The sequence below is a fragment of the Oceanobacillus oncorhynchi genome (genome assembly GCF_000821065.1).
GTDB classification, from domain to species: domain Bacteria; phylum Bacillota; class Bacilli; order Bacillales; family Amphibacillaceae; genus Oceanobacillus; species Oceanobacillus oncorhynchi.
Genome location: NZ_CDGG01000001.1, coordinates 2,708,359 through 2,724,686, shown reverse-complemented (window position 1 = coordinate 2,724,686; position 16,328 = coordinate 2,708,359). Strand labels below are relative to the sequence as shown.

The following is a 16,328-nucleotide window of genomic DNA, read 5'->3' as shown; positions in this document are numbered from 1 at the left end:
GATTACTCACCCCATGAAACCCGTTGGAGCGGCTATCTTCAGCTTTTTTATATACTTTCCTATTCTTGAACAAAGCCTCGCTGAAATGATGACATTCCATCTATCAGCGAGGCTTTTGAAATACATTTTTCGTTTATATCGATTTATTTTTGATTGGAAATATTCATCTTAACAACTCTCGGTTACCCTCTAAATCAAATTATAGCTTCTCCCCATTCGAAGCAATCACCTGCTTATACCAATCAAAGCTTTTCTTTTTCGAACGTTTTAAGGTCCCTTTTCCTTCGTTATCACGGTCTACATAAATATAACCGTAACGTTTTTTCATTTCGCCGGTGGAGGCACTGACAATGTCAATCGGGCCCCAGCTGGTATAGCCGATGATATCCACACCATCTTCTATTGCTTCACCCATTTCAGCGATATGCTCCTTTAAATACTCTATACGATAGTCATCGTCAACGGTACCATCAGCGTTTAATTTGTCAATCGCGCCAAGTCCGTTTTCCACAACAAATAATGGCTTTTCATAGCGGTCATACAGCTGATTAGCCGTAATGCGGAAGCCTTTTGGATCAATTGTCCAACCCCATTCGGATGCTTTCAGATATGGATTGGCAACAGAAGCAAATACATTTCCATCTGTAATATCCTTTAATATTTCCGGATCAGTGCTTGTTGTTCTGCTGGAATAATAGCTGAATCCGATATAGTCCACTGTATGATTCTTCAATAGTTCTTCATCATTTTCTTCCATATGGATTTTCAAATCATTGTCCCGGAAAAAGCGTTTTGCATAACCCGGATAATGCCCGCGGGATTGCACATCAATAAAGAAGAAGGATTCCCGGTCTCTTTCCATGGCTTTGGCAACATCATCCGGATTAGAAGTGTACGGATAGGTTGTACCTGCTGCCAGCATACAGCCGATTTTTGCATCCGGGATAATTTCATGTCCTGCTTTTACAGCTAAGGCACTTGCGACGAGCTGATGATGCGCTGCCTGATATTTGATTTGCAACTCATTTTCACCTTCGTCAAACACTAATCTGGCACCGACAAATGGAAGATGCAGAAGCATATTGATTTCATTGAATGTCATCCAATATTTCACTTTATCCTGGTAACGTGTGAAAATCGTTTTTGCATAGGTTTCAAAGAAATTCACAAGCTTGCGATTTCTCCAGCTTCCATAGGCTTCAATTAAATGTACCGGCACATCAAAATGGGCAATGGTTACAACCGGTTCTATGTCATATTTCCGCATTTCATCAAATAAATCATCATAAAATTGAAGTCCTGCTTCATTTGGCTCTGCATCATCTCCATTCGGAAAAATACGCGCCCATGAAATCGAAACTCGTAATGCTTTAAATCCCATTTCCGCAAACAAAGCAATATCTTCTTTATAGCGATGGTAAAAATCAATGGCTTCATGCGATGGATAAAATTCGCCTTCAACGGGTTTTAATGAATCAACTTTTCCTGTCATGACCTGCCAGCGCTTTTCTCCCGTCGGCAATAAATCAACCGATGTTAATCCTTTTCCATCCTCTAAATAAGCACCTTCAACCTGGTTCGCAGCTACTGCTCCGCCCCATAAAAATCCTTTTGGAAATTGTGTCATCGTAAAAACTCCTTTGTTTAGTATGGAGAAGGAAAGACTGAATACCACCCTTTCCTTCTATCTATTTGGTATCCGTTACTTTTCTAATGAAAGCAGCGGGTCGCCAATCTTAATTTGTTTTGTTTCTGTAAACGCAATATCTTTATAATCACCTGAATTCGTGATAATAATCGGTGTGGTCAGAGGGAAGCCGGCTTTTTTAATTTCTGGTATATCAAATTCAATAAGCAGCTGTCCTTTGTCGACTTTTGCACCTTGTTCCACATGGCCTGTGAAGTGCTTGCCATCCAATTGTACTGTGTCCATCCCAATATGCATTAAAATCTCAGCGCCATTTTCCGTTGTAATTCCAATGGCGTGATTTGTAGGGAACATCGCCGAAACAGTTCCAGAAACAGGTGAAATCAATTTTCCTTCTGTCGGTTCCACTGCAATTCCTTTCCCAAGCGTTCCGGAAGCAAACGCCGTATCTTCTATTTTTTCGAGTGCAATGGTTTCTCCAGTTAACGGGCTGACAATATCTTCATTTTGTATCGTAATAACTGTTTCCTCTTTTGCGGAAGCTGCTTCGGCTGCTGGTGCAGCTGTCGCTTTTTGATTAATCCCTCCGAAGAAATAAGTCAGAACAAAGGATAGAACCATCCCGACCGCTGCTGCTATAATAGTACCGATAAATGCTGTGTTTAATCCTTCCTCTGGATGGATCATGGCAGGGAATTGGAAGATACCAAGTCCGCCGAGCAAGTGAATTTTCGTACCGAATAATCCAATGATTGCTCCACCGACAGCTGATGATATAAGCGAAATAATAAATGGTCGCTTCAATGGTAAAGCGATCCCGTATAAAGCAGGTTCCGTTACGCCGAATATGGAAGAAATAAATGCCGGCGGGCTGAGTGTTTTCGTAGTTTCATTTTTTGTTTTTATCCAAATGGCCAGTACTGCTGCTGCTAAAGCAAATGAATGCACGAAAATCAATGCCAGAATTGGATCTTCTCCGGAAACAGCAACGTTGTTAAACGCAATTGGAACAAGCCCCCAATGCAATCCAAACATAACAAATACCATCCAGAAACCGCCCAGGAAAGCACCTGCAATAATAGGGCTTAAATCATACACCCAGACAGTTACCTGTCCCAATAACTGACTTGCCCAGGTTGCAATTGGGCCAATCACAATAAAGGTTAATGGAATAATAATCAGTAACGTGAACATAGGTACAAAAAACATTTTGACAACATTAGGAGTAATTTTCGCTAAAGCCTTTTCAATTTTTGCTGCAAAAAATGTTGCTACAATAATTGGTATAACGGACATTGAATACGTCATTAAAATGACTGGGATACCAAAGAACTCTATATAGACAGGTGACTCGAACACCGTTCCTGCAAACAAGGTATACAGCGGTTCTGCCGCTCCAGGTATTCCTTCAAGCGCAGGATATACCAATGCCATGGCAATAACCATACCTATGAAAGGCGTCCCGCCGAACTTTTTCATTGCACTGTACCCTAATATAATCGGCAAGAAATAAAACAGGGCATCTCCGGTTGCATTTAAAATTTGATATGTTCCGCCTTCTTCATTAAGCCATCCAATCGCAACGAATAAAGCATTGAACCCTTTGATCATACCGGACGCTGCCAATACTCCAAGAATCGGCGTGAAGATACCTGAAATCATATCAATAAAACGGTTGAGCAAGCTGCCTTTATCTCCGCCATCCGCTTCATCAGCAGATCCTTTTGACTCCAAACCGCCGACTTCTACAACTGCCTTATACACATCTGGTACATGGTTGCCGATAACTACTTGGTATTGTCCGGCACTTTTCATGACGGTTACAACGCCATCCATTTCTTTTAAAACCTCTGTATTTGCCTTTTCCTCGTCTTTTAATTTAAAACGAAGACGCGTAATACAATGAACAACACTGTTAACGTTTTCTTTTCCGCCGACATTTTCAATGATATCTTTGGCTAATTGTTCATATTTCATTGTTTTCCCCTCTTTCTATTATAATAAAACAAATTAAATCTATTTTCTGATTTTCTTCAGAATTATTGCCTGCATGGGTTCTTTTACATATAGCGTTTGCTTAAAATATTTCCTGCGGTGCGATACTCTTCGGGATAGAGGTTACGCTTCTAAAAAATAATAAATAATTCCGACATACAGCCTGACAACATCTCATCCATTCGTTTTATGATAATTTATAATTTGATTCAACCACCTCCTCAAGGTAATAAAAAAAACCTAAATTACACACAGCATACAGAGCTCTCTTCTGTAAACTGCGGGTAACTTAGGTTTTGCCTGCTTCATCAGTAACAATCCTAAATATGATTATTCAATTACAGGTTTCTTTTATATCACGATGTAGAATCTATTTGGTGCCGATTGGTAATTCGGTGGATATGCAATGTTAAGTAAACTTTTTCATCATTGGAAATGTCCCAATCATAGTTTTTAGCAATATAGGCTGCAATTCTCTCTGTGCATTCAAATGCAGCTGTATATTTCTTTTTCACCTGTTCATACAGGAAATCATCATGCGTATTTTCTGCTTTTTCTTTCCGGATAAAACGGGTAGCAAAAAACCGCAGATGTGTCAGAAACCGTTCATAGTTGATAGAATCCTCATCCAATTCAATTTTGAAATAGTATCTGACAATATTCAGGATATTATTAACCAGTTCCGTTACTTTAATTGCGGTATCCATGTTTTCACCGGATAGTTGACTATTGACCAGATGCAGCGCAATAGAAGCCGCTTCATCTTCTACAAGCCTTACTCCAGTATCCTCTTCCACCATATCCAACGCTTTTAATGCAATCTGAAACTCCTGTTTATAATACCTGCGAATTTCCCACAACAGCGGATTTTTCAAGTCGATGCCGTTTTTATGCCTTGTAATTGCAAAGCTTAAATGATCCGTTAAGGCAACATATAAATAATTATCCAATTTATATGTCAATTGAGATTTAGCCAGTTCAAGGATTTTGTAAGAAAGATCCAAGTAGATCTCAGAAGTTTCTTTCATTAATTCCGCAAGCTTCTTAGCTACATTAGAATTCTCCAGCACAAAGGTTTTCTCCACTTTCGATGATTCAATCGCATCTCCAGTCTTTTTTTGAAAAGCCAAACCCTTGCCCATGACAACGATTTCCTGATTGGATTCATCTTTTGACATAACTACATTATTATTTAATACTTTTGTAATTTTCAATTGCATTCACACCTGAAATGAGTATTTTTTAAATTCTTCTGATACCTGTTTGTCCAGAAAAAAACCTGGATTAATCCAAAATTGTAGACAAAAAGCCATACAATCCACTGTGATTAACCCAGGTTTTGCCTGCCGAACAGTAACAATCCTTTAGTTAACTTCATTATAGATGATTACGGTTTCAAATGCAACAGGAAAGTAGATTTTTTACCTAACTGTTTAAGCACTTCCTGATATAGGTAGTAAAATATATTTATTTTTATATTCTCCATTCGTTCTTATCCATTCTATCTTACGCTATGCTTCTATCTTAGTTAGGCGAGAGGGCTCCCAACCTCAAGGGATGTGCAGGGTGAAACCCAATGAGTAGGTGGGAGGTGAATTGCCTTTTCGCATTTACGAACATAGGTTTGCATGGTATAATATTCTTGAAAGACGTTCTTTGAAAACTGAACATAGCAGGTTGTGGCAAGAATCGTTGCTTTGCCATGTAAAATGTTCAAGCCAAACATGTCAGCCAAGGCACATAAATGTGTGAACCTTAATTAGGCTGAAAAGTAGTCCCAAAGGCAGGACCAATGGGATAGCGGGGTTGGGTGTTTTTAGCACACCGATGTGTCAACTCCACTGGTGGTTAATCGTCATCTTGAAAGTCGACACCCCAGAAACCCACACTTCAAATTTCGGTAGAAATTAAGTGGTGGGAGTATTCATTATCTCCGTTAGCTGAACCTGAGTTTTGAATATAATATAAAAATGGCCTTGGCTTCATTGAAACAAAGGATATTAATCAGAAATAACGTGTCGTATAGGATAAATTTCACAGTATAAACATTTAGGATAAATCATACTGGTCAACATTCGAAATATGTGTCATCTAAAGTTCTGTTCGCAGATCCCACAATTCCGGGAAAAAATATTGATCGAGTACTTTTTTCAAGTAGCTCACGCCGCCAGAACCGCCTGTTCCTTTTTTAAAGCCAATAATTCTTTCTACCGTTTTCATATGCCTGAAGCGCCATTGCTGAAATAAGCCTTCTATGTCCACCAATTTTTCAGCAAGCTCATATAACTCCCAATACTGCTCTACATTTTTATAGACTATCATCCAGGCTCTTTTCACGCTCTCATTCGTCTGATGCGTGATACGGGCATCCCTGTTTAATACTTCTTTATCAATGGAAAACCCTGCTCTGGAGAGAGCTTGAATCGACACATCATAAAGACTTGGCGCATCGTATGCTTCTTGTAAAATTGGATGAAGCTCCGTATCATTTTCATATATTTTGAGAACATATTCTGTTTTATATCCCAGAGCAAATTCTACTAATCTATTTTGATAGGATTGAAATCCAGAAGCACTTCCCAATTTATCTCTAAACTCGATATACTCGCTTGGCGTCAGCGTAGAAAGGACGTCCCATACACTTTTTAGCTGCTCTTGTATTTGAGATACGCGTGCGAGCTTTTTAAAGGAAGACCTTAGATTATCTGCCTGTATATCTCGGGTGGCAGAATGAATTTCATGCAGAATCTGCTTCATCCACAGCTCGCTTACATGATGAACAATGATAAATAACATTTCGTCATGATGGCCGCTCAAACGATGCTGGCTCGATAATAACGTATCCAGGCTTAAATAATCACTGTATGTCATCTTCTCTTTAAAATCAGTTTGGATACTCTTTTCATTTTCAAAAGCTTGGTGTTGATTGACCGATTTCATTTTTAACGCTCCTCTATTGGTTTTATGACGGCACGAACAGGACACCCATCCCCTTCTTCCAACGCTAATGGCAAGGCAATCAGTTCATAATCACCTTCTTCAACCTGGTCCAGCATCACATTCTCCAAAATATAAATATCTTGCTTATACAATGCATGATGCCCGGCCAGGTCTTTACTTGAAATCGAATCCACAGATGGAGTGTCTACACCTACAAGCTTTACACCGAGCTCTTTCATATAAGCTGCTCCGTCTGCTGTTATCGGAGACACTTCTTCTGGAAAACGATCCGGTTTATTTGGAAGCGCTGTTTTAATCAGCAAACGCTCCGCATGCGAAATTCCTTTTGTCTTTAAAGCTTTTTCGCTAATTTCATTAAAATCACTTAAATCAATCACTTTACAGAGACCAATATAGCGCTCAATATCTAAATCCAGTATCCGTTTGCCCTCATTTGAAAAATGAAACGGTGCATCAACATGTGTTCCGATATGTACACTTGTTGTGATTTTGCCGATATTAACAACTCCCGACACCTCTTTTGTTACGGGCGTATCATAGTGAAATGGTTCATCCCCCGGCCAGTGTGCCAGATGGTTATTTAACGGTTGGGAAATATCGATCCATTTAGACATTAGGAAACAACCTCTCTTTCATTGGAAAATTGCTCGTAAGCTTTTTCTTCCATAATATTCTTTAGTGTTTGTATACATTCATAAACATCCGTAAACGAATTATATAAAGCCACCGGCGCAAGCCGAATACCAGATGGTTTTCTAAAATCAGGAATGACCTTCTTCCTCTTTAATGCTTTGCAAATTCTCGCAGCCTCCGGATGTTCAAGGTAAATATGCCCTCCACGCTGTTTTTCATTTACTGGATTACAAATCTCAAAATCAAATTCCTTTAATTCGTGTTCAATTAATTCCACCATATATGCGGTCAGCTGCAAGGACTTTTCGCGTATTTTTTCTATTCCGGCTTCATGAAACAGCTCTAATGCTCCAATTAGCGGAGCAGTACTTAACACATGTGGTGTCCCGATTTGAAAAGCTCCGGCATTCCCGGCGGCCGTCAACGTATGCTCCATATCAAACTGCTTTTCTTTATTGGAGCTAAACCAGCCCGCAAGTCCAGGCACAGCCCCGAAATGCTTTTCATTCACATAAAGCGCCGCCACACTGCCCGGCCCGCCATTCAAATGTTTATAGGTACACCAAAACGCAAAGTCAACGTCCCAATCATGCAGTTGATGCGGGACAGCCCCAATCGAATGACATAAATCAAAACCAATTTTTATACCGCGCTCATGCGCTGCTGTTGTCAGCTTTTCCATATCTAAGATTTGTCCGCTCCGGTACAGGACGCTCGGCAATACAATTAATGCAATCTCTTCTGTCATTGCATCTATAATGGTCTCTTCATCCAGTATGTGCCCATCCTCACTCTGTACTTGAATAAGGTGGGATTCATCATACCCTTTTAACTTCAGCTGTGCTTTTAAAGCATAAATATCACTGGGAAAGTTTAATGCATCTGCTAAAATTTTTGTTTTGCTTCCTTTTGGTTTATAAAATGTGGACACAAGCTGATGCAGATTTACGGTTGTTGAACCAGTTACGACAACCTCCTCTTTTTGGGCACCAACAAGCACGGCCATTTTTTCACCAAGCGATTCCGATAAGTAGTACCAGGCGTTCTCTCCTTGCGTCCATCCATCAATCGCATGCTTTTTCCAGGAAGCAAGCAAATCATAGACGGACTGCTCTGCTCTTTTGCTCATCAAACCTAAGGAATTCCCATCCATGTAAACGTATTCATTTTCGAGATAAAATTCATTTCGGAAGGACCTTAATGTATCCTCCGCATCTAGCTTTTCAGCATAGGTTCTTGTATATCTTTCTTCCATTTTGTCACTTCCTTTGCCATTATGCTATGGTTGAAACGTATTAAGGGATTTTTAGACTGTTTTGCTAATTATCTTCTGTTAACAGCTTACCAATAACTCGACATGAATGGAACCAATAACATAACTATTGTTAAAAATAGAAAATACTTCCCCTATCAGATGGAGCAGCCCTAAAAATAAGCCCAAGAGATTATGTTGATAATTTCTTGGGCTTCTTTCTGTTCCATTCTTACAATTCCAAAGTATATCATCACGTACCACAAAACGTCTGAAAATCCTGTTCCGGCGGATCAACAGCATATTTCTCCTGCTCCTCTGTATACGCATAAGGATCTTCCAATGCTGTTAATAAAGCATGAAAAGGTTCGTAATCGCCTTCTGTCACAGCCGCAGCCAACACCTCTTCCACCAAATAATTTCGGGGAATAATCGATGGATTATGCCGTTTCATTAATTGATAAGCTTCTTCTAAAGATGCCGTCTGACTTTCAAGCTTATCCTGCCATGCCTGATGCCACTCTTTAAAAGCAGTGGATTGGAAAAGAACGGAATCAGCATCAAGCTGCTGCAGCGTTAAAGCACGGAAGGTATTGGTAAAGTCTGCATGATATTTCTCCATCAAATCCAACAAGCTTCGAATCAATGTTTTATCATCATCACTTTGACCGATAATCCCCAGCTTCTTCCTCATACCGTCTAACCAATAGGCTTCTACTGACTGCACATAGGTTTCCACAGCCTCTTTTGCCTTTGGAATCGCTTCTTCTTCATCCTCATCCATCAGAACTAACAAGGATTCTGCAAAGCGCGCCATATTCCAAGCACCAATTCCCGGCTGATTGCCGTAAGCATAACGCCCTTGCTGATCAATCGAACTAAAAACTGTTTTCCGATCATATTGATCCATAAAAGCACATGGACCATAATCAATCGTCTCTCCGCTGATAGCAACATTATCTGTATTCATCACACCATGGATAAAGCCTTTTAACTGCCAATCCGCAATCAGCTCGGCCTGCTTGTCTGCCACCTTATACAAGAATGTCAAATAACGATTTTCATCCTCTGCAATCTCTGGATAATGCCGCTTCATGCTATAGTCTGCCAACGCTTGTAAATCCTTTTTATTCCCCCACTGCCTTGCATATTGAAACGTTCCAACCCGAATATGGCTTTCTGCCACTCTTGTCAAAACAGCGCCGGGCAGCGGAGCTTCACGAAATACCGTTCCCCCGGTGGTTGCTACCGCTAAACTGCGGCTTGTCGGAATGCCCAATCCATGCATTGCTTCGCTGATTAGATATTCTCTCAGCATCGGTCCAAGGACCGCCCGTCCATCCCCGCCGCGGGAATAAGGCGTTCTGCCAGAGCCTTTCAGCTGAATATCATAGCGCTCACCCTTCGGAGTCACTTGCTCTCCAAATAATACAGCACGACCGTCTCCAAGCATCGTAAAAGAACCAAATTGATGTCCTGCATAAGCTTGAGCGATTGGATTACTTCCCTCTGGAAGCTTATTGCCTGCGAAGATTTCCGCTTCGTGCTTCAAGGCGGAACTATCCAACCCTAATTCTGCTGCGAGCTTTTCATTGTACACGGCTAGCACAGGGGCATCTGCTTTTGCTGGTTTTACATTCGTAAAGAAAAGCTTGGGCAATTGCTGGTAGGTATTTTCTAAGCTCCAGCCTTGATTCTGTTTATCTGTCATCGGATCGCCTCCTTTATTTAAACTGTTCGTTTTCTTTAGGATAACATATAAGTATATTTTACTTGAATGAATCACCTTTTTTTACTTTGCACTTTTATTTGTAAAAATATTTATTATCATTAATTTCTCCACTTAAACTTCTTGTTTTCCTATAGTATAAGAGGGGAAGAATACATAATTTATGCATTCTTCCCCTCTTATACTTGAATTTTAATATAATAAATTTCTTTAAACCACAGGAAAAGCAGGTAAATCATCCACAAAAGCAGAAATATCCTGTTCCGCTTCCTCCTCCGTCACTAAACAAGCATCCAATGACGCCGCAATCCCTTCCTTATCCATCTCACTGCCAATCAAAACAAGCTCTGTCATCCGATCCCCGGCCTGCTCATCCCAGTCCTCAAACAAAGAGGGGTCCTGCACTTTTAATGCTTCCTGTTCTGCTTCCGAATAGCTTGCCAGCCATCTGCCGGCTCCTTCCAGTGTCATCATTGAACCTGCCTGAGACAAAAACCCTGCTACATTATTTCTGGTGACTAACCAAAAGAAGCCTTTCGCCCGGAGGATTTCCTTCGGCCAATTTTCCAGCCAACCTTGAAAACGCTCGGGATGAAACGGTTTTCTGCTTCGATAGACAAAGGAGCTGATTCCATATTCTTCTGTTTCCGGAATATGCTCCTCATTCAATTCCTTTATCCAGCCGGCGCCATGCTTTGCTTCTTCAAAATCAAACTGACCGGTTTGAAGCACCTGTAACGGGTCTACTTTCCCGAAGGCCGCTGTGATAAATTTCGCATCCGGGTTTAATTTATAAAGTAAGCTCTTTAATGAAGTAATCTCTTCCTCCATCATCTGATCTGTTTTATTTAAAATAATCACATTGGCAAATTCAATCTGGTCTACCAGTAAATCGACAATGCCTCTTTCATCGTCCTCAGCGACTTCCATCCCGCGGTCCATCAATAAATCCTCTGATTGATAATCCTTCCAAAACTGATGTCCATCGATGACCGTTACCATCGTATCAAGCTGAAAAAAGGCATTTAAGTCGATTCCCAATTCATCATCCGCATAGACAAAGCTTTGCGCAACTGGAATAGGTTCCGACACACCGCTTGATTCAATCAACACATAATCGATATCAAGTTTTGCTAATTTTTCCAGCTCTACAATTAAGTCTTCTCTTAATGTGCAGCAAATACAGCCATTAGTCATTTCTACCATATTTTCTTCCGTACGGATAAAGCCGCCTTCTTTTACCAATTTGGCATCCACATTTATTTCACTCATATCATTCACGATAACGGCTATTTTCAATCCTTGCTGATTTTGAAGCAGATGATTCAGCAGAGTTGTTTTCCCTGCACCTAGAAATCCGCTTAACACCGTTACTGGTATTTTCTTGCTCACTTTATTTCACACCTTTCTTACAGATGAACTGGCTGTAACCGTCATTCTGGAAATGACAGCATTACAGCCAACTAAACGTCTTTATTCCTATATTTTTTTCTATATATAAAGAAGCTTCCTCTCCGCCAATGAAAGATTCACGTTCTTTCCTTGTCCAAATAAACACGGCTCGGTGTCGTCCCTTGCTGATACAAGTACTTTCCACTATACCCTTCCGTTTTTTGATCCACTTTGGCAATAACCAGCTGGCAAACTCGCATTCCGGCCTGCAGCTGAACAGGCACGCGATTTGCATTAAACAATTCCAGTGTAATTTGTCCAGAAAATCCCGGAACGATCCAGCCTGCATTTTGAATAAAAACACCGAGCCGACCGATCGAGCTTCTTCCTTCCACAAAGGCAGTTAACTGTTCTGGGAGACCAATTTGTTCCAATGTTGTTCCCAATAGAAAACTTTGCGGCGGAATCGTGATGATTTCTTGCTCTGCTATCTTGATTTTCCGATAATCTGCTGGTTGATCAACCGATAAATAAGGCGTAGACAAGTCATCAACAACTAAAAAATCTTTCCCCAGCCGCAAATCAATCGAAGCTGGCTGAACACTTAATTCCTGAAAAGGGGTAATTGTTAACTGCTTATCATCAACATACTGTTTTATCGTTTGTCCGGATAAAATCATGCCTTCGCACTTCCCGATAGCTGCCATGGAAATGGATTTCTAAACGCGGTCCAGTCCTCATCCATTTCTGTTTCACTCAACAAGCAGCGTTCTAAATCCTCCGTTATCTGCTCCTTATCCAAGTCCATGCCAATGAATACCAGCTTGGTATGGCGGTCTCCGAATTGCGGATCCCACAGCTCTCTGACCTCCGGATTATTCTCGAATATTTCCCTTTGCTGGGCTTTTGGCAGCGAATCGACCCAATAAGCTAACGGCTCCACCTCGACAGAAGGGCCTGCCTGCGATAGCAATAAGGCTAGATTATTATGTGTCGCACACCAGACAACGCCTTTCATGCGGACAATTTCTCTTGGCAAATCCTGATACCAGCTTACCAGCCGTTCCGTATGAAATGGCAATCTGGACCGGTATACAAAGGAACTGATCCCGTATTCTTCGGTTTCCGGCGTATGATTTTCCACGCCTGCATTTAATTCCTGTAACCAGCCGGCTGACTCACTTGCCTTCTCAAAATCAAACAAATTCGTATTGACAATTTCCTGTAAATCGACCTTACAATGCTGCGTGCGGATGATTTTTGCTTCCGGCTGTAAGGTACGAATCACCTTCTCCAGCTTTTCTAAATCCTCTGCTTTGACTAAATCCGTTTTATTGAGAATAAGCACATTACAGAATTCAATTTGGTCAATTAATAAATCAGCAATATTTCGTTCATCTACATCACTGACCGCCTGTTTCCGGTCAAGAAGCGAATCGCCTGAACCGAAATCGTGCCAGAAGCGGTTCGCGTCAACAACGGTAACCATGGTATCCAATCGGCAATATTGGGTTAAATCAATATCCATCGTTTCATCAATATAAGAGAAGGTTTGGGCTACAGGAATCGGTTCACTAATCCCGGAAGATTCAATTAGGATATGATCGAATTCTCCCTGTTTCACCAGTTTTTCCACTTCCACTAATAAATCCTCCCGCAGTGTGCAGCAGATGCAGCCATTAGACATTTCAACCAGCTTTTCCTCTGTCCGCGAAAATCCTCCTTGGGATTGGACCAGCTCACTATCAATATTGACTTCACTCATGTCATTGACGATGACCGCCACCTTTAACCCTTCCCGGTTATGTAAGACATGATTTAATAACGTTGTTTTTCCAGAACCTAAATACCCGCTTAATACCGTAACAGGAATCTTCTTCATGTATTCATCCTCCTCTTTTTAAAATATGAAATGTAATCCTCCAGCAAGAATTGCTGTACTGACAACACTGGTCAGCATTTGCTTTCCGCCAATAGACAGGGAAGTCCTCCAGCCGAGTTCCTTCCCAATTGTAAATAATGTAACCAGACAGGCGGAGAGTGTCGATGCCAGATAGACAAGAATAAAAATCTGGCTGAGCGGCATCTCCATTAATAAGCTGCCCTGCCCTTCATTTAAGATAAGCAGACCGTCTTTTCGAATGAAAGAAAATATCAGCCCCGGCGCCGCATCTACAGGTAAGGAAAATAAATAAAGTATCGGCATCGCAAGCCAATGGAGAAGAGATAATATATTCATAGCCTGGAGCACAGATGCCGCCAGACATATTATTAAAAATATCGGCATTGCCTGCAGTAAAAATTGTTTAACCGAACTGGCTACCTTCCATGCAAATGCCTGCCAGTTTATTTTTTGAATATAAGGAAGCGGAGCAATACGCGTTAAATTATCTGCCTCATTCCGATTCCAAATTCTTGTATGAATCGCTCCAACGATAAATAAGATAAATAGATATGGAATAAATAACAGCGGGACATGTGCCGCACTAAAGATAGACAGCGTTGCTCCGATTTGATAACTGCATGCCGAGCCGAATGCAATCAGTGAAACACAGCTCGTGCGGGTGCAGCTGCTGCAGCCCCGGCTTTGGAAAACCGCCACAACATTACACCCGAACCCCGTGATAACCGGAAGCAGGTCCCTTCCCGTCAAACCAATTTTACGAAGCCATGGATCCAGTGCACGTGTGACATGCTCCTGTATACCTGTCTCCTCGGTAAGACTTGTCATCACACTGATCAGCAGTACAACAGGAAAAGCCCACAGAAAGGAATAAGAGCCTAGCGTAATCAAGCCGTAATCACCTGTTAATACCTCCGCCAAAAAAGAAGGAGCCTGATTGATCCAGCCTGTAATCGGGTCAAGAACATATTGATCAGCTATCGGCTCAAGCCAGCTGACAAATAAATAAGCACCCATGACAGGGACAGCAAACATTCCTAAAATAAAGAAGCAAGCCAGGATTGGTCCGGCAATCGGCATACGGAATGCCGGAATTAATTGATTAGCTGTATCGCCCGAATCAGGAAGGAAGCTTAGAATACTTTTAGAAGCTCCCCAGACTTCAGCCTGTTTAACACCCGCAATCACTGCTTCCTGATCCTGCTCATCCATTTTTCTTGTATTTACCCAGATAACGGGAACCTGTACTAATTCCTTTATTCGATTTTGTTCAGACTCGGGTGGTAAATACTTATCTCGATGTGTTGCAACAACTGCAATCCTTTTGCCTTTCAAATTTAGTTCGTCCTGCAGCTCGGTCAATTCTTCCTTTAAATTAGTGGCTTTCACAACTAATAAAATCGTTTTATCATCCTGAAAATGGTTCAGGGTAAGCTGTGTATTCTGGCTGTCCATATCAAATTGCAGCCCGGGAAGATCTGTTAGACGGACATCGGGATGTAATTGACAGGAAGCTTTCAAAGCAGCAATCGTGGACCCTTTTACATTCCTGGCAACAGCACTTTTTTCACCTGTCAGCGCACGGAACAAACCCGACTTCCCAACCGATTCACTGCCAATCAGCACCACCTCCTCCTGCGTAAGGGAAAAGGCTTGAGCCTGCTCTAGCATTGGCACATCTCCCCGCACATGGAAAGGTCATCCAGATAGAAGTTTTCTTGTCTATACTCTTCCAAAATGGATAAATCCAAATCCAGCTGTCTTCCAATCGTTTCTGCGATTACCGCAAACCGCTGGCGGAATTTATAAATATAACAGAAGATATGACTGCCATGCCGCAATTCTGGACCTGCCAAAAACAGTCCGCTCACTGCTGTTGATTCATCCTGCTCATTCACAAGTACTTCGTTATGCTTCCCGCGTGACACTAAATTCTCTATTTGCTTCGTGCTGCCAGTAAAGCCTGTTGCCAGAATAGGTCTCGCCTTTGTAAAATATACTTTTCCATCCTTCGTATAGACATCGTAGCCTGAAGAATTTTCTTCTATCTTTGCGACAGTTGTATTACCTGTTACAGTTAATAAACCCGCATCGAATAAGGGGCGAACCCGATTGTAAGTATAGGTGGACAGCGCAATACTTGGATCACTGCTCTCCACTTCCCATGTATTCGTTCTGGCAATCACTCTCGTCTTTTTACCAAGCTGCCCTAATTGATAGGCAGCATCCATGCCGCTTTCATAACCGCCAATGATAAGAAAATCATCTCCATCGAGCTCCTGCCAGGATGAAATCATACTGTTGTGGATTCCCAAATCCGCACCGGGGAACGGCGTTACATCAGGAAATTGGTATTCTCCCCCAGCCCAGACAACATAGCGGCTTTGATAAATTCCGTCTGACGTATTTATAGAAAAAACGGTGTCTTTTTTATCTATGTGATTCACCTGAACCCCTTTTTTGATTGAAATGGCAAAATGATTTGCCACTACCTCCAAATATTTCGCATAAGCTGGTCCTGTGGGATGCTCCATATCAAGGGTATAAGCCGGTGACGTTTTCGGAACGATGGCGTTTAAATCGGTTTGACCAAATCCTTGCGCCGGGAATGATGGCGTAATAAAGCGCATTTCCTCCGGCCAGCTTTGAAAAGAAGCACCAACATCATCTTTTTCTAAAATCAGACAGGATGCATTCATTTGCTTGAGTATTGCCGCAACACCAATACCTGAAGGGCCTGCCCCTACAATAACGACATCATATATTCCTTTCATGGTTACCCTCCTCAAATCGTAATGATTACGGTTTTATATTC

The 16,328-nt window shown here is 41.5% G+C and carries 12 protein-coding genes; all 12 read right to left on the bottom strand.

Annotated features, from left to right (window positions below):
• Window positions 1-199: 199 nt before the first annotated feature.
• A complete protein-coding gene (locus BN997_RS13005) occupies window positions 200-1,627 on the bottom strand; it encodes a 6-phospho-beta-glucosidase (protein ID WP_042532831.1) in 1,428 nt (475 codons plus the stop codon).
• A 75-nt stretch (window positions 1,628-1,702) separates the two neighbouring features.
• On the bottom strand, window positions 1,703-3,625 hold the full coding sequence (locus BN997_RS13000) for a beta-glucoside-specific PTS transporter subunit IIABC (protein WP_042532829.1): 1,923 nt from the start codon (window positions 3,623-3,625) through the stop codon (window positions 1,703-1,705).
• A 374-nt stretch (window positions 3,626-3,999) separates the two neighbouring features.
• Window positions 4,000-4,857 carry a BglG family transcription antiterminator LicT gene (gene licT / locus BN997_RS12995; protein ID WP_042532827.1) on the bottom strand — a complete coding sequence of 286 codons (858 nt, stop codon included), beginning with the start codon at window positions 4,855-4,857 and terminating at the stop codon, window positions 4,000-4,002.
• A gap of 877 nt (window positions 4,858-5,734) precedes the next feature.
• A complete protein-coding gene (gene kynA, locus BN997_RS12990) occupies window positions 5,735-6,583 on the bottom strand; it encodes a tryptophan 2,3-dioxygenase (protein ID WP_042532825.1) in 849 nt (282 codons plus the stop codon).
• A gap of 2 nt (window positions 6,584-6,585) precedes the next feature.
• Window positions 6,586-7,218, bottom strand: coding sequence for an arylformamidase (gene kynB, locus BN997_RS12985; protein WP_042532824.1), 633 nt, complete (start codon window positions 7,216-7,218; stop codon window positions 6,586-6,588).
• A complete protein-coding gene (gene kynU, locus BN997_RS12980; protein WP_042532822.1) occupies window positions 7,218-8,492 on the bottom strand; it encodes a kynureninase in 1,275 nt (424 codons plus the stop codon). Before kynU ends, kynB begins: the two co-directional genes overlap by 1 nt.
• Before the next feature lie 250 nt (window positions 8,493-8,742).
• Window positions 8,743-10,200, bottom strand: a complete 1,458-nt coding sequence (locus BN997_RS12975; protein WP_042532820.1) for a protein adenylyltransferase SelO — start codon at window positions 10,198-10,200, stop codon at window positions 8,743-8,745.
• 228 nt (window positions 10,201-10,428) lie between these two features.
• Window positions 10,429-11,610 (bottom strand): GTP-binding protein, encoded by a 1,182-nt coding sequence (locus BN997_RS12970; RefSeq protein WP_042532818.1) that lies wholly within the window; start codon window positions 11,608-11,610, stop codon window positions 10,429-10,431.
• A 137-nt stretch (window positions 11,611-11,747) separates the two neighbouring features.
• Entirely contained in the window at window positions 11,748-12,290 is a 543-nt protein-coding gene (dcd, locus tag BN997_RS12965; protein WP_042532816.1) for a dCTP deaminase, read from the bottom strand.
• Complete coding sequence (locus BN997_RS12960) at window positions 12,287-13,492, bottom strand: GTP-binding protein (protein WP_042532814.1); 1,206 nt, start codon at window positions 13,490-13,492, stop codon at window positions 12,287-12,289. The genes dcd and BN997_RS12960 overlap by 4 nt, the downstream gene beginning before the upstream one ends.
• A gap of 18 nt (window positions 13,493-13,510) precedes the next feature.
• Window positions 13,511-15,184: a nucleoside recognition domain-containing protein gene (locus BN997_RS22595; protein WP_042532811.1), complete on the bottom strand. Its 1,674-nt coding sequence runs from the start codon at window positions 15,182-15,184 to the stop codon at window positions 13,511-13,513.
• A complete protein-coding gene (locus tag BN997_RS12950; protein ID WP_042532809.1) occupies window positions 15,178-16,287 on the bottom strand; it encodes an NAD(P)/FAD-dependent oxidoreductase in 1,110 nt (369 codons plus the stop codon). The genes BN997_RS22595 and BN997_RS12950 overlap by 7 nt, the downstream gene beginning before the upstream one ends.
• Between the last annotated feature and the right edge of the window lie 41 nt (window positions 16,288-16,328).

Coding starts and splice junctions, on each gene's coding strand:
- BN997_RS12950 (WP_042532809.1), bottom strand. CDS start 16,287: ATGAAAGGAATATATGATGTCGTTATTGTAGGGGCAGGCCCTTCAGGT.
- BN997_RS13000 (WP_042532829.1), bottom strand. CDS start 3,625: ATGAAATATGAACAATTAGCCAAAGATATCATTGAAAATGTCGGCGGA.
- BN997_RS12975 (WP_042532820.1), bottom strand. CDS start 10,200: ATGACAGATAAACAGAATCAAGGCTGGAGCTTAGAAAATACCTACCAG.
- BN997_RS13005 (WP_042532831.1), bottom strand. CDS start 1,627: ATGACACAATTTCCAAAAGGATTTTTATGGGGCGGAGCAGTAGCTGCG.
- kynA (WP_042532825.1), bottom strand. CDS start 6,583: ATGAAATCGGTCAATCAACACCAAGCTTTTGAAAATGAAAAGAGTATC.
- dcd (WP_042532816.1), bottom strand. CDS start 12,290: ATGATTTTATCCGGACAAACGATAAAACAGTATGTTGATGATAAGCAG.
- BN997_RS22595 (WP_042532811.1), bottom strand. CDS start 15,184: ATGCTAGAGCAGGCTCAAGCCTTTTCCCTTACGCAGGAGGAGGTGGTG.
- BN997_RS12960 (WP_042532814.1), bottom strand. CDS start 13,492: ATGAAGAAGATTCCTGTTACGGTATTAAGCGGGTATTTAGGTTCTGGA.
- kynU (WP_042532822.1), bottom strand. CDS start 8,492: ATGGAAGAAAGATATACAAGAACCTATGCTGAAAAGCTAGATGCGGAG.
- kynB (WP_042532824.1), bottom strand. CDS start 7,218: ATGTCTAAATGGATCGATATTTCCCAACCGTTAAATAACCATCTGGCA.